Annotated in this window: 18 protein-coding genes; 4 read left to right on the forward strand and 14 right to left on the reverse strand. The window is 67.1% G+C overall.

From position 1 onward, the window contains the following. Positions 1-235: 235 nt before the first annotated feature. The 10 genes from AC5P5W_RS16885 to AC5P5W_RS16930 form a co-directional block, all read right to left on the reverse strand. Positions 236-3,709 carry a DEAD/DEAH box helicase gene (locus tag AC5P5W_RS16885; protein WP_495221294.1) on the reverse strand — a complete coding sequence of 1,158 codons (3,474 nt, stop codon included), beginning with the start codon at positions 3,707-3,709 and terminating at the stop codon, positions 236-238. 310 nt (positions 3,710-4,019) lie between these two features. Then, the gene (locus AC5P5W_RS16890) at positions 4,020-4,553 is read right to left on the reverse strand and encodes a lipocalin family protein (RefSeq protein WP_111206860.1); all 534 of its coding nucleotides are present in this window, start codon (positions 4,551-4,553) and stop codon (positions 4,020-4,022) included. Positions 4,554-4,561: 8 nt separating this feature from the next. After that, positions 4,562-5,635 (reverse strand): SAM-dependent methyltransferase, encoded by a 1,074-nt coding sequence (locus tag AC5P5W_RS16895; RefSeq protein ID WP_014647123.1) that lies wholly within the window; start codon positions 5,633-5,635, stop codon positions 4,562-4,564. Beyond that, on the reverse strand, positions 5,632-6,417 hold the full coding sequence (locus AC5P5W_RS16900; RefSeq protein WP_126412147.1) for a DUF1295 domain-containing protein: 786 nt from the start codon (positions 6,415-6,417) through the stop codon (positions 5,632-5,634). The genes AC5P5W_RS16895 and AC5P5W_RS16900 overlap by 4 nt, the downstream gene beginning before the upstream one ends. Further along, a complete protein-coding gene (locus AC5P5W_RS16905; protein ID WP_197574268.1) occupies positions 6,414-6,959 on the reverse strand; it encodes a DUF2878 family protein in 546 nt (181 codons plus the stop codon). The genes AC5P5W_RS16900 and AC5P5W_RS16905 overlap by 4 nt, the downstream gene beginning before the upstream one ends. Position 6,960: 1 nt before the next feature. Beyond that, positions 6,961-8,220: an SAM-dependent methyltransferase gene (locus AC5P5W_RS16910; RefSeq protein ID WP_041863424.1), complete on the reverse strand. Its 1,260-nt coding sequence runs from the start codon at positions 8,218-8,220 to the stop codon at positions 6,961-6,963. Then, a complete protein-coding gene (locus tag AC5P5W_RS16915) occupies positions 8,217-8,984 on the reverse strand; it encodes a DUF1365 family protein (RefSeq protein ID WP_197574267.1) in 768 nt (255 codons plus the stop codon). The genes AC5P5W_RS16910 and AC5P5W_RS16915 overlap by 4 nt, the downstream gene beginning before the upstream one ends. Next, positions 8,981-10,258, reverse strand: a complete 1,278-nt coding sequence (locus AC5P5W_RS16920; RefSeq protein WP_197574266.1) for an FAD-dependent oxidoreductase — start codon at positions 10,256-10,258, stop codon at positions 8,981-8,983. The genes AC5P5W_RS16915 and AC5P5W_RS16920 overlap by 4 nt, the downstream gene beginning before the upstream one ends. A gap of 1 nt (position 10,259) precedes the next feature. After that, positions 10,260-11,210, reverse strand: coding sequence for a fatty acid desaturase (locus tag AC5P5W_RS16925; RefSeq protein WP_197574265.1), 951 nt, complete (start codon positions 11,208-11,210; stop codon positions 10,260-10,262). Positions 11,211-11,291: 81 nt separating this feature from the next. After that, the gene (locus AC5P5W_RS16930) at positions 11,292-12,059 is read right to left on the reverse strand and encodes a hypothetical protein (protein WP_069116848.1); all 768 of its coding nucleotides are present in this window, start codon (positions 12,057-12,059) and stop codon (positions 11,292-11,294) included. A gap of 134 nt (positions 12,060-12,193) precedes the next feature. Here AC5P5W_RS16930 and AC5P5W_RS16935 point away from each other — a divergent pair, with 134 nt between their 5' ends. From AC5P5W_RS16935 to AC5P5W_RS16945, 3 genes are read left to right on the forward strand one after another with little or no spacing between them, the layout of a single operon-like run. Continuing rightward, positions 12,194-12,817: a sigma-70 family RNA polymerase sigma factor gene (locus AC5P5W_RS16935; protein ID WP_142234702.1), complete on the forward strand. Its 624-nt coding sequence runs from the start codon at positions 12,194-12,196 to the stop codon at positions 12,815-12,817. Then, positions 12,814-13,488 carry a ChrR family anti-sigma-E factor gene (locus AC5P5W_RS16940; RefSeq protein ID WP_075075968.1) on the forward strand — a complete coding sequence of 225 codons (675 nt, stop codon included), beginning with the start codon at positions 12,814-12,816 and terminating at the stop codon, positions 13,486-13,488. The genes AC5P5W_RS16935 and AC5P5W_RS16940 overlap by 4 nt, the downstream gene beginning before the upstream one ends. A 13-nt stretch (positions 13,489-13,501) precedes the next feature. After that, positions 13,502-14,194, forward strand: a complete 693-nt coding sequence (locus AC5P5W_RS16945; protein ID WP_032961090.1) for a Rossmann-fold NAD(P)-binding domain-containing protein — start codon at positions 13,502-13,504, stop codon at positions 14,192-14,194. A 2-nt stretch (positions 14,195-14,196) separates the two neighbouring features. On the opposite strand, the gene AC5P5W_RS16950 is transcribed toward AC5P5W_RS16945, so the two are convergent. The 3 genes from AC5P5W_RS16950 to AC5P5W_RS16960 are packed head-to-tail and all read right to left on the reverse strand — an operon-like array spanning position 14,197 to position 19,290. After that, a complete protein-coding gene (locus AC5P5W_RS16950) occupies positions 14,197-16,596 on the reverse strand; it encodes a response regulator (protein ID WP_197574264.1) in 2,400 nt (799 codons plus the stop codon). Continuing rightward, positions 16,589-17,056, reverse strand: coding sequence for a response regulator (locus AC5P5W_RS16955; protein WP_014647135.1), 468 nt, complete (start codon positions 17,054-17,056; stop codon positions 16,589-16,591). The genes AC5P5W_RS16950 and AC5P5W_RS16955 overlap by 8 nt, the downstream gene beginning before the upstream one ends. Further along, positions 17,053-19,290, reverse strand: coding sequence for an ATP-binding protein (locus AC5P5W_RS16960; protein WP_197574263.1), 2,238 nt, complete (start codon positions 19,288-19,290; stop codon positions 17,053-17,055). The genes AC5P5W_RS16955 and AC5P5W_RS16960 overlap by 4 nt, the downstream gene beginning before the upstream one ends. Positions 19,291-19,553: 263 nt before the next feature. Here AC5P5W_RS16960 and AC5P5W_RS16965 point away from each other — a divergent pair, with 263 nt between their 5' ends. Continuing rightward, a complete protein-coding gene (locus AC5P5W_RS16965) occupies positions 19,554-19,847 on the forward strand; it encodes a hypothetical protein (protein ID WP_197574262.1) in 294 nt (97 codons plus the stop codon). A gap of 16 nt (positions 19,848-19,863) precedes the next feature. Here AC5P5W_RS16965 and AC5P5W_RS16970 read toward each other — a convergent pair whose 3' ends face one another. Further along, positions 19,864-20,349 (reverse strand): TspO/MBR family protein, encoded by a 486-nt coding sequence (locus AC5P5W_RS16970; protein ID WP_197574261.1) that lies wholly within the window; start codon positions 20,347-20,349, stop codon positions 19,864-19,866. Between the last annotated feature and the right edge of the window lie 15 nt (positions 20,350-20,364).

The following is a 20,364-nucleotide window of genomic DNA, read 5'->3' on the forward strand; positions in this document are numbered from 1 at the left end:
GCGTGGCCGCCATTCTGGCGCCGCTGTCGCGTCGAACATCGAATTCGTTGCGTTTTTACGACTATTCCTAAAGATCGATGGATGCAGTTGATCGGCCGGGGCTTACGCATTCGTGACGTAAATGGATGGGGTGCTGCAGGCGTCCCGTCGTGGCTGCCGGAACCATTAATGTGACGCGTCACGCTGGCGTGACCCTGCGCCCCTGACCTGAGTCGTTGACGCCGTCAGGGCAGGGCTATCGAGTCTGCACGCGGGGGATCGACATGCGACCCAGGAACTGCGCCGGGGTGATGCGGGGCAACTGTTTGGCATGGGCGTCTGAGAAGTGGCGCAGGCCGCCCCAGAGTGCGGTGTCTCCGATCAGGAAGCAGCGGTGCTGGGCACGGGTGACGGCGACGTTGAGCAGATTGGGCTTGCTGGAGGCCCAGTGCGCCGCGCCCACCGTGTCCGTGTCGCAGCCCAGGACCATCCAGACAATGCTTTCCTCCTTGCCCTGGAAGGTGTGCACGGTGCCGACGCGCTCCCTGCACCACGTGCGCAGTTCGGTGGTGCGTGGCGCCTGCGTGCCGGGTGGGGCATCCGGGCCAAGCCAGGCGTCCTGGCTCCGCAGTCGCTCGAGCAGGGCATTCTTGATGCGCTTGAAGGGCGAAATGATGTAGACCGGGGGAAGGCTTCCGGTGCTGTGGTAGAGCGCGGCCAACGCCTGCTGCACCAGGTCGATCTGGCACGGCACGACCTGCTTGTCGCTGGTGCGGCCGGGGGCGTGTACCCAGGCGCTGCTGCCGATGTCCAGGCTGTCGGTGGGTGGCCGCGCCGCACTGGGTTCCCAGGGGTTGGAGAAGATCATCTTCCCCTCGTAGGCAATCGTGTTGGCAATGGAGAACATCGGTTCGACGCAGCGACGATGCACGCGCAGCGGACTGCCGATCCAGAGCGGGGAGCCGCCGGACTCCATGCGGGCACCGAGCGGGTTGGCCTCGTCGGCCAGTACCTGTACGGAGGTCTTGTCGGGCGAGACGTTCACGCCTGCAGGCAGTGCGCTGGTTCGGCCCAGCGCCTGCAGCAACTTGACCGGCACGGTGAACACCGGCTCGATCTGCAGCGGATCACCCACCACGACCGCGCGCCTGGAGCGCAGCAGTGCACCGACCGCCGCCTGCGGCACGGCCTGGCCAGCTTCATCGATGAACAGCCAGCCGATCGAGTCCGGCCCCAGGTGGCGGAACTGGCGTGCGACCGAGGCGAACGTGCTGGAGACAACCGGCACGATCATGAACAGGCTCTGCCAGATGGCCAGCGCATCGCGTGGCTCCTGCAGCCGCTTGCCACTCAGCAGGTGGCACAGTGCAATGACGTTCTGGGCGAAGCCGCCGCCCTTCTGCACCACTTCGTGCAGCCAGGCCTGGTGAAGCTGCAGTGCCGCCACGAAGAGGTTGGCGCGCTGCTCGTTGAGCTGCTCGCTGTTCCAGACTCCCTTGATCTGCCAGTCCTGACCTTCCAGTTCGGCCGCGTTGGCGGGATGGGACGCGGTGCCGAATTCGGCTTTCAGTTGTTCGAGCTGTTGCGTCATTCCAGCCCATTGCTGCGCCCGTGCCTGCGCGGCGGCCGATGCCTCGGCCAGGGTGCTCGCGGTTCGGCCCAGGTGCTGTTGCGCCGTATCACATTGCGTCCCGAGTTCGAGCCCGCGCTGGGTCCATCGGTGCTGATGATCTGCGTTCTGCACCATTGCGGCCGCATGGCTGTGCGCGCGCTGCCGGTCAAAGATGCGGGCCCACCAGCCAGGCTTCTCTTCCTTGAGCAGGATGCGTTGCGCCTTGAGCAGGGCGAGCTGTTCATCGGATCTGCTGCGCTGGCCCTCGAGTGCACGGCACTGCTGTGCAGCTTCCTCATGCGCGCGCTGTGCATCGCGAAGCTGAGAAGTCGTTTTCCGGCAGAAGCTCTCCTCATCGTTGCCGCTGATTTCACGGCTGAGCGAGGCAAGCCGATCCAGCTTTTCGACCAGGCCATTGACGATCGCATCGGCCTTGCCGAACGCCTGCCTGGCCTGCTGGAAGCTCATGGCTGCTGGGTTGTCCCGCCACTCCCAGAGCGACTGGTGGCGGGCGCGGTCGTAGCCCTTCGGGGTTTTGCCATCTTTTGGGGCGCTCCTGCTGATGGCCCGCACAAGTGCCTCGCGGTTGGCCTTCCTGCCCAGCGCGCAGCTGATCAATCCCCAGGCATCGCTGTCTGCCGCCGGTCGTTCATAGGCGCCCCTGCCGTTCCATTCGAGCAGGTTGCAGGCCAGTGGCCGCAGGTAGTCGAAGGTCACGTCCCCTGTGCTGTTGCGCCAGCGCGACCCTCCGGGCTTGCCCAGTGACCGGCTCTTCGGCAGGTCACGCGAAATATTCTCCACGGCGGCATTGTTCGACGATGCGACCACCATCTCGAAGCCGGTCAGGTCGGCCTTCAGTGGCGAGACCCTGCACGGCTTCTCACCTTCGAAGTTCACTTCGCGGGCTGGGCCGAGCGCAGCGGCTGGCGTCGCGTACTGTGACAATGCACGTGCACGCCGCACGATGTTCTCAGCGAAGACCTCACGCAACAGCGTGGTCTTCCCGGTTCCGGGTGGGCCATTGACCGAGAAGATGCCTGAATCGCGCACCTGCTCGAAGATGCTGTTCACAGCGAACTGCTGCATCAGGCTCATCGTGTGTGCAGGATCGCCGGGCCAGTGGCCCCGATTGATGTGGCGCGGGCGCAGCCGGTCGGCAATCAGCGCATGGCCTTCTGGGGTGTAAAGGTCTTCGCGTCGGCTTTCAGGCAATGGGCTCAGATAGGCGCGTAGGGGCGCACTGGCCTTGCCCTGGTCGAGTGCGCCGATGGCCCGCGCGATATCCTCGACGAAGAAACTGTTGAGGATGCTGATCTCCGCGTCCTCTTCGGGCTGGGCCTCGTCGTCCTCGGCGTCGTCCGCTTCCGCCGTTGGCTCGTTGTCCGGCCCTGGGGGTGTGGCTTTTGCTGCCCGTCCCGGCTTCGGCTTGTCTTCAACGCTTTTCGCCCGGATGACCAGCAGCGGAGCGGACGCGTCGCCCGCGGAAGGGTCATGACCCGACCAGTTGCACAGGATGTCGAGCAGGCGCAACAGGTCGTCGGGGCTGCAGGGCGTTGGGCCCTCACCCTGTCCGGCGGGGGTGGCAGCGGCGCTGCGGAACGTTGCTACGTCGCGCTTGAGTGCTTCAAGGCTTGCCTGGAAGGCGTCGAAGTCCAGGCCCTGCAAGCCACGCCTGGAGATCGTGCCCAGTGCCCACGGAACGGTCGATACCGAGATTTCACCCAGCTGCAGCACGCCCTCGGCGCTTGCCCGCAGGCTGGCCGCGCAGGTCAGGCCTTCCAGTTCGGCCCGTTCGTCCTGTTCCAGCGACTCGTCTCCGCTTGGCGTCTCAGCCAGTACCCGCTGGGTGATATCGGCCAGCTGGGCTTTGTCGAATATGCCGAGGTAGACATCGAATCCGCTCAGCCTGCGACCGAATGGCAGGGGTGGGGACCACAGATCCTTCGGGTCCAATCGCTCGAGCTGATCCCTGGACAGCTGCCGTACGCTCCAGTCCGCGTCCTTCGACTCAAGGACCTGGCCCTGCAGATCGTAGGGTATGAAGAACTCAACCCTGTGCCAGAAGCTGAGGATCGCGCGATGACTGGCCTGCAACGCGTTGCGTCGTTCTTCCTTCAACTGCCTGTTCCTTCCATTGTGAAATCGGCTGCGGCCGGGATGCACCCATCGCCGGCCATTGTGGCCGGCGCGCACAGCCCTGCATTGGCCATTAGCGGCCGCCGCGGGCGAGTCTTGAGCGTTCGCGACCCCGGCGCCAGCTGCTGCAGGCAGGCCAAGGGCGGCGCCGCTGTCTGTACGCACGGTTCCGGCAGCGGCTGCGCGCGTGCCGGATGAACGATGTGGCAGCGGTGATGAATGCGACATCCGGCGCAAGCAGATGTCGACACGCCCTGCCGTCAGCAGGTGCTGCGTGGGGATGACCGATGGCTCAGCGCACCGACTGCGGCACGCGCCTCAGCTTTGCGGTGTCGTAACCCATGGCCGCGATGCGCTGCACGGCCTGCTGGTAGTCGCTCTCGGACACCTGTGGCGTGCGTGCCATGTACCACACGTAGTCGCGCTTGCTGCGCGCGACGATGGTCTGGCCGTAGTCATCGCGCAGCCAAGCAATCACATACTCGGCCTGGATCGGCCAGATGAACTGCATGCCCCAGATGGCGCCGTTGCCGTCCTTCTCGACCCGTCCCACAGGGTGCATCGACTTCTGGGGGGCGTCGAAGCTGCCCTTGCGATAGGTGAAGGTGGTCTGGATGCGCCCGTCGGGCTTCAATGCGTAGCTCTCCACCGCGTCGAAAGCTTTGCGCTCCGGCCATGAGGGGATGTGGGCGATCACATACCAGTCGCCCATGAAGCGTGGCACGTCCACTGAGGGCGGGCGGGGCAGGGGACGGGTATCGGTGGAACTGCAGCCGGAACCAAACAGGCTCAATGCCAGCAGGGGAAGCAGCGAGCGCATGCGCATGTCACACCTCAACGGGGGCGGAACAGATAGTGGGCGACCAGCCACTGCTGGCCGTCGTCGTAGCCGAACAGCTCGGCGCATGCCATCCAGAACATGCGCCAGCGCTGCCACCAGATCTTCGCGGCGGCCTGGCCGTAGGTCGCGACCAGCACCGGCATCACCGCCTCGCGTGCTGCATCCTGGTTGGCCAGCCAGTGGTCGGCCGTGCGCTGGTAGTGGGTGCCGTCCAGCAACCAGCGCTGGTCAAGCCGCAGGTCGCGCTGGAAATGCAGCAGCGTGTCGGCCGCCGGCATCAGGCCACCAGTGAAGAAATGGCGGCCCATCCAGTTGTCGCCGCCCTCGGTCTCGAACGGGTACATCAGCGTGCGGTGGGCGAAGATGTGCACGAACAGCGCGCCGTCGGGCTTCAGCCACTGGCTGATGCGCGCCAGCAGGCGCTCGTAGTTGCGCACATGCTCGAACATTTCCACCGAGACGCAGCGGTCGAAGCGTGCGGTTGGCAGCTCGAGCTGGTTGACGTCGCGGGTGATCACCTCGACGTTGTGCAGCCCCCGGGCCTGGCACTGCGCCATGATGTGCTGGCGCTGGCTGTGCGAATTGGACACGGCGGTGATCGCGGCGGTGGGATAGCGCTCGGCCATCCACAGGGTCAGCGAACCCCAGCCGCAGCCCAGTTCGAGGATCTGCTGGCCATCGGCCAGTCCGGCGCGCTGGCCGTACAGCTCCAGCATGGCGTCCTCCGCCTGGTCCAGCGTTTCGCGCCCGGTTGGGTAGTAGCAGCTGCTGTACTTCAGGCGCCTGCCCAGGCAGGCCTGGAAGAAGGCCGCCGGAACCTCATAGTGCTGGCGGTTGGCCGCGTCGGTATGCAGCGCGAGCGGGCTGTCGGCCAGCTCGGCGATGCGACGGCTGAAGCGTGCGGACTGTGCTTCGATACCGCCCAGCATTTCCTCGTGCAGGCGTTGCGCGCACAGGCGACGGATGCCGGCGCGCAGCGCGGCATCGGGAACCAGGCCGCGTTCGGCCCAGGCGATCAGCCCGGTTTCCGCGTCGTCGGCCGGGGTCAGTGACGGAATCGCGCTCATGCGGAATGCTCCTTGGAAGGACGAGGGAACCAGGGGAAGAACATCGGCGTGCTGCGCTGGTAGGCGCGGTAATCGTCGCCGCGGCTGCGCAGCGCCTGCTTTTCGGTGAACGGAATGCCGCTCAGGTAGCGCAGGAACACATACATCAGCAGCGGGCCGGACCACGCCAGCCACCACAGCGGCGAGCCGACCGCGAGCAGGACATAGCTGAACCAGTGCAGCCACTCGAAGAAGTAGTTCGGGTGGCGGGAGTAACGCCAGAGCCCGTCGCGGCAGGTGCGACCCTGGTTTGCAGGATCCGCGCGGAACCGGGCCAGCTGATGGTCGGCCAGGCTCTCGCCGCCGACGCTCAGCAGCCAGACGAGTGCGGCGGCCACGACCCACAACGTCATGCTGGTCTGTGGATTGGCAGCCACCGCGACGAAGGGCAGGGCGAACAGCACGACCAGCAGTGCCTGGGCCATGAAGAAACCGAAGATCTTGGCTTGATGCCCTTGCCAGTACTCGCGCAGATAACGGTAGCGACCGTCTTCCTGTTCATGGCGGACCCGATGCCACAGGTGCAGTGCCAGTCGGCTGCCCCACAGGCCACCGAGCACGCCCAGTGCAATGCGTGGCGCCGCCGCACCATCGCCGAGCCACGCCAGCAACAGGGCCGAAGCACCCACACCCTTGGCCCAGAGCACATCGACCACGCCGATGTTGCGGTGGCGCCGCTGCCAGGCCCAGCCCCAGCTCATCACAAGCACGGCATACAGCAGTACCCACACCAGATTGATCATGACGGCGCTCCGGCCAAAGGCGGTGGAATGGTGCGGGAGCCGCGACGAGCGGCCATGCACAGCAGCGAAAGCGCGATGCTCCAGCCCACCCCCAGTACCAGCAGGCCCTGCCACAGCGGCGTAGTGAATCGAACCGCATCGAAACCGCGCGCTGCGGAGAGATATGCCAGCGGGGCCAGCAGCAGGCCGAACGCGGCTGGCAGGGCAGGGTGGCGAAGCAGGAAGCGCATCGAAGTGGTCAGCGTCATCGCAAACGCGGCCCACAACGCCATGATCCAAAGGGGTGGCGTCCAGCCCAGCGGGGCCGCGGCGTAGCGTACGGTGCCGCTGGCGGCGGCACCGGCGTCGACCAGCCACGCGCAGGCCATCGCCAACAGCATCAGCCGAAGATCCAGCCGAGGTTGCGGCGAGGTCAGCAGCTGGCTGCCGATGTAGAGCGACGCTGCCAGCAGCGCCGGCCATTGCCAGCCGCGCCCGGCGCCGGCCACGGCGCACAGCCAGACCAGCTGGTTGCCAAGCAGATTGGCCCAGAACCGGCGCACCTCAGCCGCCTTGACCCGATGCGCCAGCGGGACGATGCCCGGGGCGCGCCAGCAGCAGATGCGAAACGCCGATCGAACGCTCCAGGAAGCCGCCCTCGCAATAGGCCAGGTAGAACTCCCACATCCGGCAGAAGCGCGTATCAAAGCCCTGTGCCTGCACAGCGGGCAGCTGGGCAAGGAAGCGTTGGCGCCAGGCGCGCAGGGTCAGTGCATAGGAGTGACCGAAATCCTGCTGGGCGACCAGCTGCAGGTCACTGGATCGGGTCTTGGCTGCCATGATCGCGTTGATCGACGGAATGAAGCTGCCCGGAAACACATAGCGCTTGATGTAGTCGACGCTGCGCCGTGCCTGCTCGTAGCGGTGATCTTCGATGGTGATGGCCTGCAGCAGGGCGACACCATCGGGCTTGAGCAGGCGCTGCAGCGTTGCCATGTAGGTGTCCAGGTATTCGGCGCCGATGGCTTCGATCATCTCGATCGATACCAGCTTGTCGAACTGGCCCTGCAGGTCGCGGTAGTCCTGCATCAACAGCGTGACCTTGTCCTGCAGCCCGGCGACGCGGACGCGCTCGCTGGCCAGTGCATGCTGCTCGGCGGAGATCGTGGTTGTGGTGACGTGGCAGCCGTAGTGCTGCGCCGCGTGCAGCGCAAAACCACCCCAGCCGGTACCGATCTCCACCACGCGGTCGCCCGGCTTGAGCTGCAGCTGTTGGCAGATGCGGTCCAGCTTGCGCCGCGAGGCGGATTCCAGCGACTCGCCCTCTTCGGCGAACAGGGCCGAGGAGTACATCAGGTCCGGTGACAGGAACAGGGCGAAGAAGTCGTTGCCGAGGTCGTAGTGCGCGGCGATGTTGCGGCGGCTGCCTTCACGGCTGTTGCGGCGCAGGCGGTTCCAGCCGCGCAGCAGCCAGCCTCCCACGCGCGCCGGGCCGTGTTCCATGCTGTCGAGCAGATCGCGGTTGCGCACGAGCAGCCGTATCAGGGCGACCAGGTCGTCACAGCGCCATTCGCCATGGATGTAGCTTTCGCCGGCGCCGACGCTGCCCTGGGCCGCCACCTTGCGATAGAACGCCGGGTCCTCGATGGTGACGGTGACATGCAGCTCACCGCGGGCATCGCCCAACCAGACTTCGCCCAGCGCGTCGCGCACGCACAGGCGGCCGTCGCGCATCGGGGCGAGCTGGGCCAGCAGGCGGCGGCGCAGGAAGGCATCCAATGCGCCGGGGCGCGGCAGCGCGACCGAAGGAATCATCGAATTCATCGCGGTTTCTCGGCAAGGGTAGGGTGGTCGTGTACGGGATTACGTTTCAGCCACAGCCGCAACGCATGCCAGTGGATGGCGGCCACCACCTGGGTGGTCATCAGTGGATAGCAGGCCAGGACGCGGGCCAGCCCGCGGCCATCCAGGGGGTGTCGTTGCATGACCTGGGTGGCATCAAACTGGCGCGCGCCGTCGCGCCAGACCTGCATGTGCACGCGCAGGTCCTCATCAGGGCAGTTGAACCGCCAGTCGTAATGACAATCCATCGGCATGAAGGGCGAGACATGGAAGCATTTGTCGAACCGCCAGCGCAGCGAGGTGCCTTCCTGCGTGGCCGTTGCGACCGGCAGCACGTAGGCGTGACGTTCCTTCCAGGGTGTGTTGGTGATCTCGGCGACGATGCAGTCCAGCGTGCTGCCATCGGCCCGGTAGCAGTAGTAGAAGCTGACCGGGTTGAACACGTGACCGGCGAAGCGCAGATGGGTGAGCAGGCGGACCGGGCCGGTGGGCCGGTAGCCCAGGGTTGATGCAACGTGGTCGCGCACTGCATCGGCCAAGGGCCGCGCGGGATCGCCGAAGTAGTCGCTGCGACGGAACTCGGCCAGATTGCGGCGATTGATCGACCACAGCCAGCGCCCGGCGAACACGCTGTCGAGTTCATCCAGGTCGAGCAGCAGCTGTGCGATCGGATAGCGGAACGCATGCGGGTGTGGCAGGTGCCTGCGGTGCGCCACCTGCCCGAAGTAGAGCGCACTGGCGCTCATGCGGCCACCTCGCCGGGAGCCGCCATGACGTGGTGCGGTTCACAGGTGCGCAGTGCATCGACCACGCGGCGGGCGCTTCGGATGCCGTCCTCATGGAAGCCCCAGCCCCAATAGGCGCCTGCGAACCAGGTGTGGCGGCGGCCCTGCAGCTCGGCCCAGCGCTGTTGCGCGCGCACTGCGGCATGGTCGTGCACCGGGTGCGCATAATGCAGGGTGCGCAGCACCTTGCCCGGGTCGATTGCCTCGCTGCGGTTGAGCGTTACCACCAGGGGCGTGCTGCCGGGCAGGCCCTGCAGCTGGTTCATGCAGTAGCTGACCGTGCAGGGCGCAGCAGGGTCGCGGGGCACATGGGCATTCCATGCCGCCCACGCCTTGCGGTTGCGCGGCAGCAATGACGCGTCGGTGTGCAGCACCGCTTCGTTGGCCTGGTAGCGGATGGCGCCGAGCACGTCGTGTTCGATGGGGTCGGCGTCACGCAGCAGCGCCAGGGCCTGGTCGCTGTGGCAGGCCAGGATGACCTCATCGAAGCCTTCCACGCCGGCCGCGCTGTGCACGCGAGCGCCCCACGGCATGCGCTCGACCGACTGTACCGGGCACTCCAGCCGCTCATGCACCCGCCAGCGGGCGCGCAGGGCGTCGACATAGCGGGCCGATCCACCGCTCACCACCCGCCAGGGTGCACGCCCGGTCATCTGCAGCATCTGGTGGTTGGCCATGAACTGGGCCAGATAGCGCGCCGGAAAGTCCATCACCGTGGCCGTCGGGGACGACCACAGCGCGGAGGCCATCGGCAGCAGGTGCTCGTCGATGAAGGCATCGCCGTAGCGCTGGCTGCGCAGGTACTGCCCCAACGTTGGGCCCTCGTCTTCTGCCAGCAACAGGGGGGCATCGCGGTAGAACCGGCGCAGGTCGGCCAGCATGCCCCAGAACCGCGGCGACACCAGGTTGCGGCGCTGGCAGAACAGGCCATCCAGCGAGGTGGCGTTGTACTCCACGCCGCTGCGCTCGCTGTGCATCGAGAAGCTCATCGTGGTCGGCTGCGAGGCTACGCCCAGTTCGTCGAACAGTGCGGTCAGCAGCGGGTAGTGCTGGGGATTGAACACGATGAAGCCGGTGTCCACCGCCATGCGGACGCCATCCACCTGCACGGCGTGGGTGTGGGTATGGCCGCCCAGATAGTCGTTGGCCTCGAACAGCGTGACGTCGTGTTCGCCGTCCAGCCACCAGGCGCTGGCCAGTCCTGCAATGCCCGAACCGATGATCGCGATGCGCATGTCAGTACCTCGCCTTGGCCAGCACCCACTCGGGAATCGGCTTGAGCCCTTTGACCAGCCCAAGCGCCGCCATCGCGCGCAGTCCATACCAGGTCAGGTCCACTTCCCACCAGCGGAAGCCCTGGCGGACGGTGCCCGGGAAGAAGTGGTGGTTGTTGTGCCAGCCTTCGCCGAAGGTGAGCAGCGCCAGCCAGAGATTGTTGCGGCTGTCATCGCGGGTCTCGAAGCGGCGGCGACCGAAGCGATGGGCCAGCGAATTGATGGTGACCGTGGCGTGGAACAGCACGATGGTGGAGATGAAGAAGCCCCACACCAGCAATTGCGAGCCGGAGGTATGCAAGCCTGGCGCCCAGCGCTCCAACCCGGCGCCCAGTGCATACAGCGCTGCGGCCAGCAGTACCGGCACAGCCGTATCGAAGCGGTCCAGCCAGCGCAGCTCCGGGTAGCTCGCCAGGTCGGGCACCCGCGACAGGTCGGTGGCAAAGGCCTCGCGGGTCAGGAACCAGCCCATGTGGCTGCGCCAGAAGCCGCCCTCACGGGGGGAGTGCGGGTCCAGCGGCTGGTCGGCGTGACGGTGGTGGTGGCGATGGTGGGCGGCCCACCACAGCGGCCCGCGCTGTACGCTGGAGGCGCCTATCACCGCGAACACGAACTGCACCGGCCGCGATGCCTGGAAGGTGCGATGCGAGAAGTAGCGGTGGTAGAACGCTGTGATGGCGAACATGCGCACCGCATAGAGTGCTGCAGCCACGATCACCGCTGTCCACGAGATGCCCACCCAGATCACTGCGATGCAGGCCAGGTGCATCAGCACGAAGGGCACGGCGCGCACCCAGTCGATCCGCCCCGGCCGCTCGCCGGTGGCCTCTGCGGCGTTGCCGGTATCGAACCAGCGCTGCAGCGTGCGCAGCAGGCGCCAGCGTCGACGGGGGAGGGGCGCTACAGAGGCCATGGCGGATCTCGGCGGGTTTCGTGTCTTCCTCTACGCGGCAGAAGGCCCACTGGATGCGGAGCGCGGCAGGAAATTTAGATTTCACCTGGCCGTAACGGTGCAGCGATCTGTCAGCGGCTGCGCCCAGGCCTGCTGCCATTCGCTGGCGGGGCGACCAGCCGCTGCGGCGATGAAGCGCACCGTCACCTGTGGATAGGCACCGCGTTGATCGCGCAGGTTGCTGGTGCCACGGAACTCCAGCAGGCGCTGGTCAGCGCTGGCATATACCAGCGCAAGGCGTGGCGCGATGCCGCCGTACCAGGTGTCCAGGCTGACCTCGATCGACTGCGCATCGATCCCCTGCCAGCGCTGCGGGCCGATGCGCCTTACCTGTACCGGGAAGTAGCGCTGCCGCGCTGGAACCAGGAAGGGCAGGGTCACACGCTCGCCGCGCATGAGCGCCTGCCAATGCAGGCGCACCGCCGCGTCGAACCCTGCGTCGATGACCGCGCCGGTCGGCAGGTCGAGCTCGCGCTGCACCGGTGGGCTGCCGGCATCCTCCTTCCACGCGATCGAGACCCTGCCGCTGGCGGCCTCGACGTCGGCCTTCTGGCCGCTGCGCCGGTCCTCCAGGGTATAGCCGCGCGCCTGTGGGTCCGCGCTGGCCGGCAGGTGCTTGCGGGCGAAAGGCCGCCCGTCCGCGCATTGGTACAGCACCCAGCGCTCGGCACCCTCGGCCGCATCGCGTCGCCAGTGCACCTCGCGGTAGAGCAGGTCGCCGCGCGACGACGTTGCTACCCCCTCGCTTCGCAGCCAGGGCGCGGCCAGCGCGACATGGGGCAGGCACAGCAGCAGCCAGGCGGTACGCATCGCGTTCATCCGGGAAAGGAGGGCTGAGGTCATACGGCGGGGATGGGCGGTTGGATGCGTCTGCAGCGGCTGCATCCAATCACGGCCCCTGCGCGTACAGAGGACAGACCTTCACCCGCCCGCCGCGAACGCCGATGTACCCTGACGCCGCCAGCAACCCCCTCAACTTCGATACCGCACGCATCGTGTCCAGTTCCCAGCAGCCGAGCAGCGAGCCGACGAACTGGGCCGGTGACATGGACGGCGTGGCACGGCTTCGTGACCGCGACTGTTTCATGCGGATCTATGATTACTTCATGCCGCGGCTGTGCGTATACCTGCGGGGCCTGGGCGTGCCTGACGCGGTGGCCGAGGAACTGGCGCAGGAGAGCCTGCTGCGGCTATGGCTGCGCGCGGCCGACTTCGATCCCGCGCAGGGTGCGCTGAGCACGTGGCTGTATCGCATCGCCCGTAACCTGCACATTGACCGCATCCGCCGCGAGCGCAGCTGGATGCAGGTGCAGGCTGCCGTCGAGGACGCAGCAACCCTGGATGTGATCGAACGCAGCAGCGCCGAACAGTTTGCCGACCAGGCCCGGCTGCGCCAGCGCATCAACGAACTGCCTGCCGTGCAGGCGCGCTTGCTGCGCATGTCCTATTTCGAGGCCAAGAGCCACAGCGAGATCGCCGAGGCGATCGGCATGCCCTTGGGCACGGTCAAGTCGCATCTGCGGCGCGCGTTCCTGCAGCTGCAGGCCAAAGTGGGAGGTGCGCTGTGAACCCGCGCCACCACCTGCACGAATCGACGTTGATGAGCTACGCCGCAGGCGCGCTGCCCGCGCCACTGAGCGTGGTCGCTGGTACGCATCTGGAGCAGTGCCCGCACTGCCGCCAGCGCCTGCGCGAGGCCGAGGCGATCGGCTCGGTGCTGCTCGAGCAGACCCAGCCGCCCGCGCCTGATCCACGCCGCGAACAGCTGCGCGAGGCCATGCTGATGCAGCTGGCTGCGGAAATGCCGATTGCCATGGACCAGGCCGCGCGTCCCGTGCCGAAGGAGCGGCCCGAGGCCGACCCGGACCATCTGCCTGCCTCGCTGCACCCCTACTTCGGGGCATCGCTCAGTGGGTTGCGTTGGCGCTGGATGGCACCCGGCGTGCACTGCATCCGTGCCGAGCAGATGCCTTCGCTGATCATGCTGAGGATCGCCCCGGGCAAATGCCTGCCCATGCACAGCCATGGCCGCAGCGAGCTGACCCAGATCCTGCGCGGTTCCTACAACGATGCGCTGGGGCTGTTCGCACCCGGCGACGTGGCGGACCTGGATGAAGACGTGGAGCATCAGCCGGTGACCGCGCCGGGGGTGCCGTGCATCTGCGTGTCGGCGCTGGATGCACCGCTGGTGTTCAGCGGGTGGCTGGCGCGCAAGATCCAGCGGTTCGTGAAACTCTAGTGCGGCCCTGGCCATGGCTCAGGCACGGACATTGCGGATTCTCCTGACCGGCGCTGCAGGCTTGGTGGGGCAGGGCGTTGCCCTGGCCTGCCAGCGTTCGCCGCAGGTTGCCGGCTTGACCGCGCTGGTGCGGCGCCCGGGCAGCCTGCGCGGACCCGGCAGCGAACGGGTGGTCCCGGACTTCCTGCATATCGACGCGCAGCGTGATGAACTGGCCGGGTACGACGCATGCTTCTACTGTGCCGGTGCGCCGCCGGTTGGCACTGCCGAGGCCGAGTACCGGCGCGTGACCCTGGACACCACACTGGCAGTGGCCCGCGCCTGGGCTGCGGTGAATCCGCAGGGGTCCTTCCTGTATGTCTCCGGCGCAGGCGCGGACCCGCAAAGCCGGCTGATGCCGCTGCGGGTGAAGGGCGAGACCGAGCGGGCGTTGCAGGCGCTGCCGCTGCGCGCGGTGATGCTGCGTCCGGGCGGGGTCCGGCCGGTGCCGGGGACAGGTACCCGGCATGCCCTGTTGAAACCCCTGTACTGGGGCGGCGCACCGTTGATGAAACTGGCCGGTGCGCTCGCGCCCTCGCTGATGACCAGCAACCTGGCGCTGGGCATGGCCATGATCGCCCTGGCCGGAAGAGAAAACCCGCCGGCCACGATCGAGTGCGCGGATATCAACCGGATTGCGGCAGGCATGCGCGATGCGTCCGCCTGACCTCAGCGCGGCGCAGCCTCCAGCGCGGTGCGCACTGCCAGCGCAAGGTCACTGCGGGTAAATGGCTTTGGCAGCAGGGCGGCTGCACGCCCCTGCGCGCCAACCGCATCGTGGTCGCGTGGATAGCCTGACGTGAACAGGACCGCGATTGTCGGCCAGCGTTCACGCACCTCACGCACCAGCTCCCAGCCGGACATGCCCGGCATCACCACGTCCGAGAACAGCAGGTCGACCTTGGTGTCCGGCCGTTCCAGCAGCCGCAACGCCGAGGGGCCGTCGTGCGCTTCCAGCACGCGGTAGCCCAGCAGGCGCAGCGCATCGACTGTATGCGCACGGACATCGTCGTTGTCCTCGGCCACCAGCACGGTTTCCTCGCGTGGCGAGTAGCCGGCCAGGCCCGTCTGCGGGACGCGAGCCTCGCAAGGCAGCGCCAGAGGCGAGCGCGGGAACATCATGGTGATGCTGGTACCGCCGCCTTCCACCGAATCGATCAGCACGTGGCCACCGGACTGCTTCACGAAGCCGTGCACCATCGACAGGCCGAGCCCGGTGCCGCGGCCGACCTGCTTGGTGGTGAAGAACGGCTCGAACACGCGCGCCAGGGTGGCCGCGTCCATGCCGTGGCCGTTGTCGCGCACCCGCAGCATCACATACTCGCCGGGGGAAGCATCCGGGAACAATGCGGCGTAGTCGTGGTCGAGGTGGCTGTTGTCGACTTCGATCACCAGGCGGCCGCCGTGCGGCATCGCGTCGCGCGCATTGACCGCCAGGTTCAGCACCGACGCTTCCAGTTGGCTGATGTCGATCTCCACGCACCAGATGTCCTCGGCGGTGCGGATGTCCAGTTGCACCAGTTCGCCCAGCGCCCGCCGCAGCATGTCCTGCATGTCCAGCAGGCACTCGTTGAGGTTGGCTGCCTGGCTGTGCAGCGGCTGGCGCCGGGCAAAGGCGAGCAGGCGCTGGGTAAGGCTGGCGGCACGGCCAACCCCCTTCAGGGCATTGTCCAGGGCACGGCTGGCCATCGCGCCGGCTTCGCCGGCTCGTTCGCTGAGCAGCATGGCGTGCTCGATGTTGCCCGAGATCACCGTCAGGATGTTGTTGAAATCATGCGCGATGCCGCCGGTGAGCTGGCCGACCGCCTCGATCTTCTGCGACTGGCGAAGCGCATGCTCGGCCTGCCGCCGCGCAGTAGTTTCCACCGCCTCCGATACCACGGCAGTGGCCACGCCGTCGGCGTCCAGCAGCGGGCGCAGCGAGACGTCGAAGCTGCGCCGGCCGGTGGGCAGCTCCAGCTCGAGGGAATGCAGCGAGTTGCGACCCTGCGCCGCCGCGGCGACGGCCTGGTCAACCACCGCGCCGACGCCGTTGGTGTTGGCGAACCACAGGGATTCGCCGAAGCGCTGGCCGACAATGTCCTTCTTGTCCGCCAGCACGGCGGCCAATGAGGCGTCATTGGCATCGACCACGCGCCCGGACAGATCCAGCAGCACCTGATGCTGGAAGCTGGATTCGAAGATCGCCTGCAGCCGCCGCTTGCTGGCCCGCAGTTCGGCGGTGCGCGCCTGCACCTGCTGCTCCAGGGCCTGGTTGTCCTCACGCAGGGCCAGTTCGGCCTGCTTCAACACCGATACGTCGCTGCCCATGCAGATGTAGCCGGCCACGCTGCCATCGGCGGCATGCTCCGGCACGCAGTCCATCTGCACGAATCGTGACTGGCCGCTGCGATGCACGAGCTCGACCTGGAAGCTGGTGCGCTCGCCCTGCAGCACGCGTTCCAGGCTGGGGAGGGCACGTTCGAAGGCGCTGATGCCGCTGACATCGCGGGCAAGGCGTCCCAGCAATTCGGCCTGGCTCACGCCATGCCAATCCAGGAACGCCTTGTTCGCGAAGCGGTAGCGGTGGTCCTTGTCGAGCCGGGCGATCAGCGCCGGAACGGCGTCGGTCACCTGCTGCAGCTGCGCCTGGCTCTCATTGAGCGCAGCCTGCGCCTGCACCAGCTGGTTGCGCTCGTGGGCTTCCTGCCGCGCGCGACGGATGGCATCCGGCAAGCGCTGCAGGCGCTGCTTCACCACATAGTCGCGTGCGCCGCGGGTCAAGGCCTGCACGGCCAGCTCTTCGGTCAGGGTGCCGGAGACGAAGATGAAAGGCGTGTGCGGGATGCGCTCGCGCGCCAGCGCAAGGGCGGCATCGCCATCGAATCCGGGCAGTACATGGTCGGCCAGGATGATGTCGAAGGGGCGATTGTCGATCGCCTCGATGAACGCATTGCGGGTCCACAGCCGCTCGGCCTCGAAGTCGAGGCCTGCGCGCTGCAGCTGTGCGCTGATCAGCTCCGCGTCAAGCGCGCTGTCCTCCAGCATGAGGATGCGCAGGCGCTCACTGCGGCGCGATCCATCACGCATGGTGCTGCCCCGAACCGTTGGGCCGGTGCGGCGGTGGCTGGTTGGTGATGCCCCAGAACATGCCCAGCCCCTGGATGGCATCGAAGAATTCCTTGAAATCGACCGGCTTGACCACGAATGCATTGACGCCCAGTTCGTAGCTCCGCACCAGATCCTGTTCCTCGCGCGAGGAGGTCAGCATCACGATCGGGGTGCTGCTCAGCTGCGCGTCGCCACGGACCTGTTCGAGCACTTCCAGGCCATTGACCTTGGGCAGCTTCAGGTCCAGCAGCACCACGACCGGGCCGCCGTGCATGGCGCCGGCGAACTTGCCTTCGCAGCGCAGGTAGTCCAGCGCCTCGGCGCCATCGCGCACGTGGATGACGTCGTTCAGCAGCTGGCAGCGTGACAACGCGGCCATCGTCAGCTCGGCGTCTTTGGGGCTGTCCTCGACCAGGAGGATCGGCCGCAGGTCCCTCATGGGTGATCTCCTGTGGAACGGGGTAGGGTGAAATGGATCGTGGCGCCCTTGCCGGGTTCGCCCTCGGCCCAGGTGCGGCCGCCGTGGCGGCCGATGATGCGGCGCACATTGGCCAGGCCGATGCCGGTGCCTTCGAATTCCTCGACGTGATGCAGGCGCTGGAACACGCCGAACAGCTTGTCCACGTAGCGCATGTCGAAGCCGCAGCCGTTGTCGCGCACGAAGAAATGGTCTTCGTCGTCGTTGCGTTCGTGGCCGACCTCGATAACCGCCTGCTCGCGCTCGCGGGTGAACTTGATCGCGTTGCCCAGCAGGTTCTGCCAGACCAGGCGCAGCATGGTCGGATCGGCCTCGACTTCCGGCAGCGGCGCCAGCGTCCACTGCACCTCGCGGCCGGCATAGTCCAGGGCCAACGTCCTGCGTACGTCCTCGGCCAGCGCAGCCATGTCCAGCCGCACCCTGCCCACCGTCGAGCGGCCCATCTGCGAGAAGCTGAGCAGGTCATCCACCAACGTGCCGGCCGATTTCGCCGATTCCACGATGGTGTCGAGGAAGCGGCGTTCGGTGTCGTTGAGGCGCTCGCCCGCAGAGCTGCCCAGCAGCTCCGAGTAGCCGACGATGTGGCGGAAGGGAGCGCGCAGGTCGTGGCTGACCGAATAGGAGAACGCTTCCAGTTCCTTGTTGCTGCGCACCAGCTGTTCGTTCAGCTCCGCCATTTCCTCGGCCTTGCGCAGCACGATGTCGACAATGGCGGTGCGCATTTCGTGCGCGGCATCGCAGTCGGCATCACTCCAGGGCAGGCTGCGCTGCTGCACGGTCTCCTTCCACGCCTCGAACGAGTTGCGCGGCGACAGGGCCACGCCGGGTGCCTCGGTCTTGCGCGGGTCGCCCCCCCAGCGCACGGTGCGCACGACCTCCGGCCGGAACCACATCAGGTAGCTGTGATGGAGCTGCGAGATCGACACCGCCAGCAGGCCACTGGCCACGTCGGTCAGGTGCGCGGCAGGCGACCAGTCGCCGGCGAGATGATCGGTGCAGTACATTTCCTGCCCGGCGTGCTGGTTGGCCAGCCAGTCGGCCAGGGCCAGCACCTCGCTGGGGGGCGGGCACTGCCCCACGCGCATGCAGTCCCCCTTGTGCACGATGGCCGCGCCGGCCGCGCCGGTCAGGGACAGCAGGCTGGCCTCATCGTGGCGCAGCGCCGCCATGAACTCTTCGTCCCCGGCCATGCGTGCCAGCAGCTTGACCAGCACCGAGCGACGGGCCACGCGTTCCTCGATCGCGCGCGCGCGCTCCTTCAGCGCGATCTGCAGCGACAGGATCTGGCCCATGAACTCACAGGCCGTACGCACGTGGTACGGCAGGCGGCGCGGCTGCACCGCGTGGCAGGACACCAGGCCCCACAGCCGCCCTTCGTGCACCAGCGACACCGACATTGATGCCCCGGTGCCCATGTTGCGCATGTACTGCAGGTGCACCGGCGAGACGCTGCGCAGCACGGCCAGGCTCAGGTCGGTGGGAGGCGCGTCGCGATGCGCTTCCGCGCGCAACAGCGGCGCAGGGGTGTAATGGCTGTCCGCAATCAGGCGCACCCGGTTGCGGCGGTACAGCTCACGCGCCTGGGCGGGGATGTCCGATTCGGGGAAGCGCAGGTCCAGATAGGACGGCAGCAGGCCGTTGCCGTCCTCGGCCACCACCGTGCCATTCCAGCCTGCATCGAACTGGTAGACCAGGGTGCGGTCGAAGCCGGTGAGGCGTCGCACATGCGCGGCGGCCAGCCTGCACAGGTCTTCCACCGTCGTGGCGGTCTCGATGCCGGACATCAGCTCGCGGATCGCCGGGTACAGCTCTTCCAGCGAACCGGGCTGGCCCGGAACCGGCGCCTCCAGTTCAACCAGAAGGTCGGTTGCAGACCGGTGCACGAGCAGCTGGTGGCGGCCATGGCCATCCAGATGCACCGCGCCCACGTGTGCGCTGCTGCCGACCGTGGCCTGCTGCAACACCGCCTGGAACGGCGCCAGCACGCCACCCAGCACCTCGGCGACGTGTTGCATCAATGGCTCGCCGAACTGCTGCAGCAGGGCGGGGTGGCTGATGGCGCGCTCACGCACCTGCAGCGAGTGCGGTTCCACCACCAGAAGCACACCGTACGGCTGGATCGCGCCGGGGGTATGGATCGGTTCGCGCGCGCAACGCGACAGGGCAGCGTCGTGCGTGGGCTCAGCAGAAGGCATCAAGGGCGGGACTCATGATTCGTGAAGGGCAGGAACGACCCAGCGGTGTATACGGTAACCATGGATGGTGAAGCAAAAGAGCGTATCCGCCTACCTCCCTGTGCATGTGGCGTGTCCTCCATCTGAAACTGAATTCTTCATACAAGCAGCGATGCGCATTCGGCAGGCGTCTCTGCCGGCTTCGCGGCCAGTGCATCTGCGCTGCACGCCGGCTCGACAGCGGCTGCCCTAGGGTGGTTCGACTTCCGTCGGATAACACGCCCGTGAACCTGCAGACCCTGCCTTCTACGCCGTACCGCATGCTGGCTGACAGTTGCCAGTTCGAACTGCTGGATGTGGATGCCCTGCAGGACCCCGCCAGTGGCCGGTTGCTGCACCTGTATTCGCTGGTGGCCCGTTGCCTGTCCTGCGAGACGGTGTTCAAGGCCGAAGAAGGAAAAGGCCTGGTCAGCCATTCGTCGGCGCGTGTGGTGCGTTGCCCCACCGGCTGCGGGCAGCAGGCGTTCAAGCCGGCACTGTTGAGGAACTGGCGCCCACAGGTCGTGGCCCAGGCGTAAGCGATGCGGCGCGCTATCACAGCAGCCCGGGGTTGGCACGCCAGACTGCGAAGTTGAGCGCCGAGGCGAAGCAAATCCAGGCCAGATAGGGCAGCAGCAGTACGCCTGCCATCGTGCGGACGCGCACGAACGCGAGCATCGTCGCGCACACCAGCGCCACCAGCACCAGGATGTCGGCGAAGGCGAGGGCGCCCAGCTTCCAGCCGAAGAACAGCCAGCTCCACAGTGCATTGATGGCCAGCTGCACCAGATAGAGCCACAGCGCAGGCCGCGCGCCGCGCCAGCCGCGCTCCCGCCAGACCAGCCACGCCGCAATCGCCATCATGGCGTACAGCAGGGTCCATGCCGGGCCAAACACACCGGCAGGCGGCGCCCATGCAGGCAGGACGAGGGTGGCATAGAAGCTGGCGGCGGACGTCGAGGCCCACGCGCCCAGTGCGGCGGCGGCGAAGGTGATCGCCACCCATCCCAGAAAGCCATAGGCCTGTGTTCGCTTGTTCATTGCGTGCAACTCGTC

The organism is Stenotrophomonas sp. YJH_SMC_123, assembly GCF_059368215.1.

Bases quoted from the DNA above. Each gene is read 5' to 3' on its own strand.
- AC5P5W_RS16915 (WP_197574267.1), bottom strand. From the start codon at position 8,984: ATGAGCGCCAGTGCGCTCTACTTCGGGCAGGTGGCGCACCGCAGGCAC.
- AC5P5W_RS16950 (WP_197574264.1), bottom strand. From the start codon at position 16,596: ATGCGTGATGGATCGCGCCGCAGTGAGCGCCTGCGCATCCTCATGCTG.
- AC5P5W_RS16895 (WP_014647123.1), bottom strand. From the start codon at position 5,635: ATGAGCGCGATTCCGTCACTGACCCCGGCCGACGACGCGGAAACCGGG.
- AC5P5W_RS16935 (WP_142234702.1), top strand. From the start codon at position 12,194: ATGTACCCTGACGCCGCCAGCAACCCCCTCAACTTCGATACCGCACGC.
- AC5P5W_RS16900 (WP_126412147.1), bottom strand. From the start codon at position 6,417: ATGATCAATCTGGTGTGGGTACTGCTGTATGCCGTGCTTGTGATGAGC.
- AC5P5W_RS16955 (WP_014647135.1), bottom strand. From the start codon at position 17,056: ATGAGGGACCTGCGGCCGATCCTCCTGGTCGAGGACAGCCCCAAAGAC.
- AC5P5W_RS16920 (WP_197574266.1), bottom strand. From the start codon at position 10,258: ATGCGCATCGCGATCATCGGTTCGGGCATTGCAGGACTGGCCAGCGCC.
- AC5P5W_RS16890 (WP_111206860.1), bottom strand. From the start codon at position 4,553: ATGCGCATGCGCTCGCTGCTTCCCCTGCTGGCATTGAGCCTGTTTGGT.
- AC5P5W_RS16930 (WP_069116848.1), bottom strand. From the start codon at position 12,059: ATGCGTACCGCCTGGCTGCTGCTGTGCCTGCCCCATGTCGCGCTGGCC.
- AC5P5W_RS16910 (WP_041863424.1), bottom strand. From the start codon at position 8,220: ATGAATTCGATGATTCCTTCGGTCGCGCTGCCGCGCCCCGGCGCATTG.
- AC5P5W_RS16970 (WP_197574261.1), bottom strand. From the start codon at position 20,349: ATGAACAAGCGAACACAGGCCTATGGCTTTCTGGGATGGGTGGCGATC.
- AC5P5W_RS16945 (WP_032961090.1), top strand. From the start codon at position 13,502: ATGGCTCAGGCACGGACATTGCGGATTCTCCTGACCGGCGCTGCAGGC.
- AC5P5W_RS16925 (WP_197574265.1), bottom strand. From the start codon at position 11,210: ATGGCCTCTGTAGCGCCCCTCCCCCGTCGACGCTGGCGCCTGCTGCGC.
- AC5P5W_RS16960 (WP_197574263.1), bottom strand. From the start codon at position 19,290: ATGCCTTCTGCTGAGCCCACGCACGACGCTGCCCTGTCGCGTTGCGCG.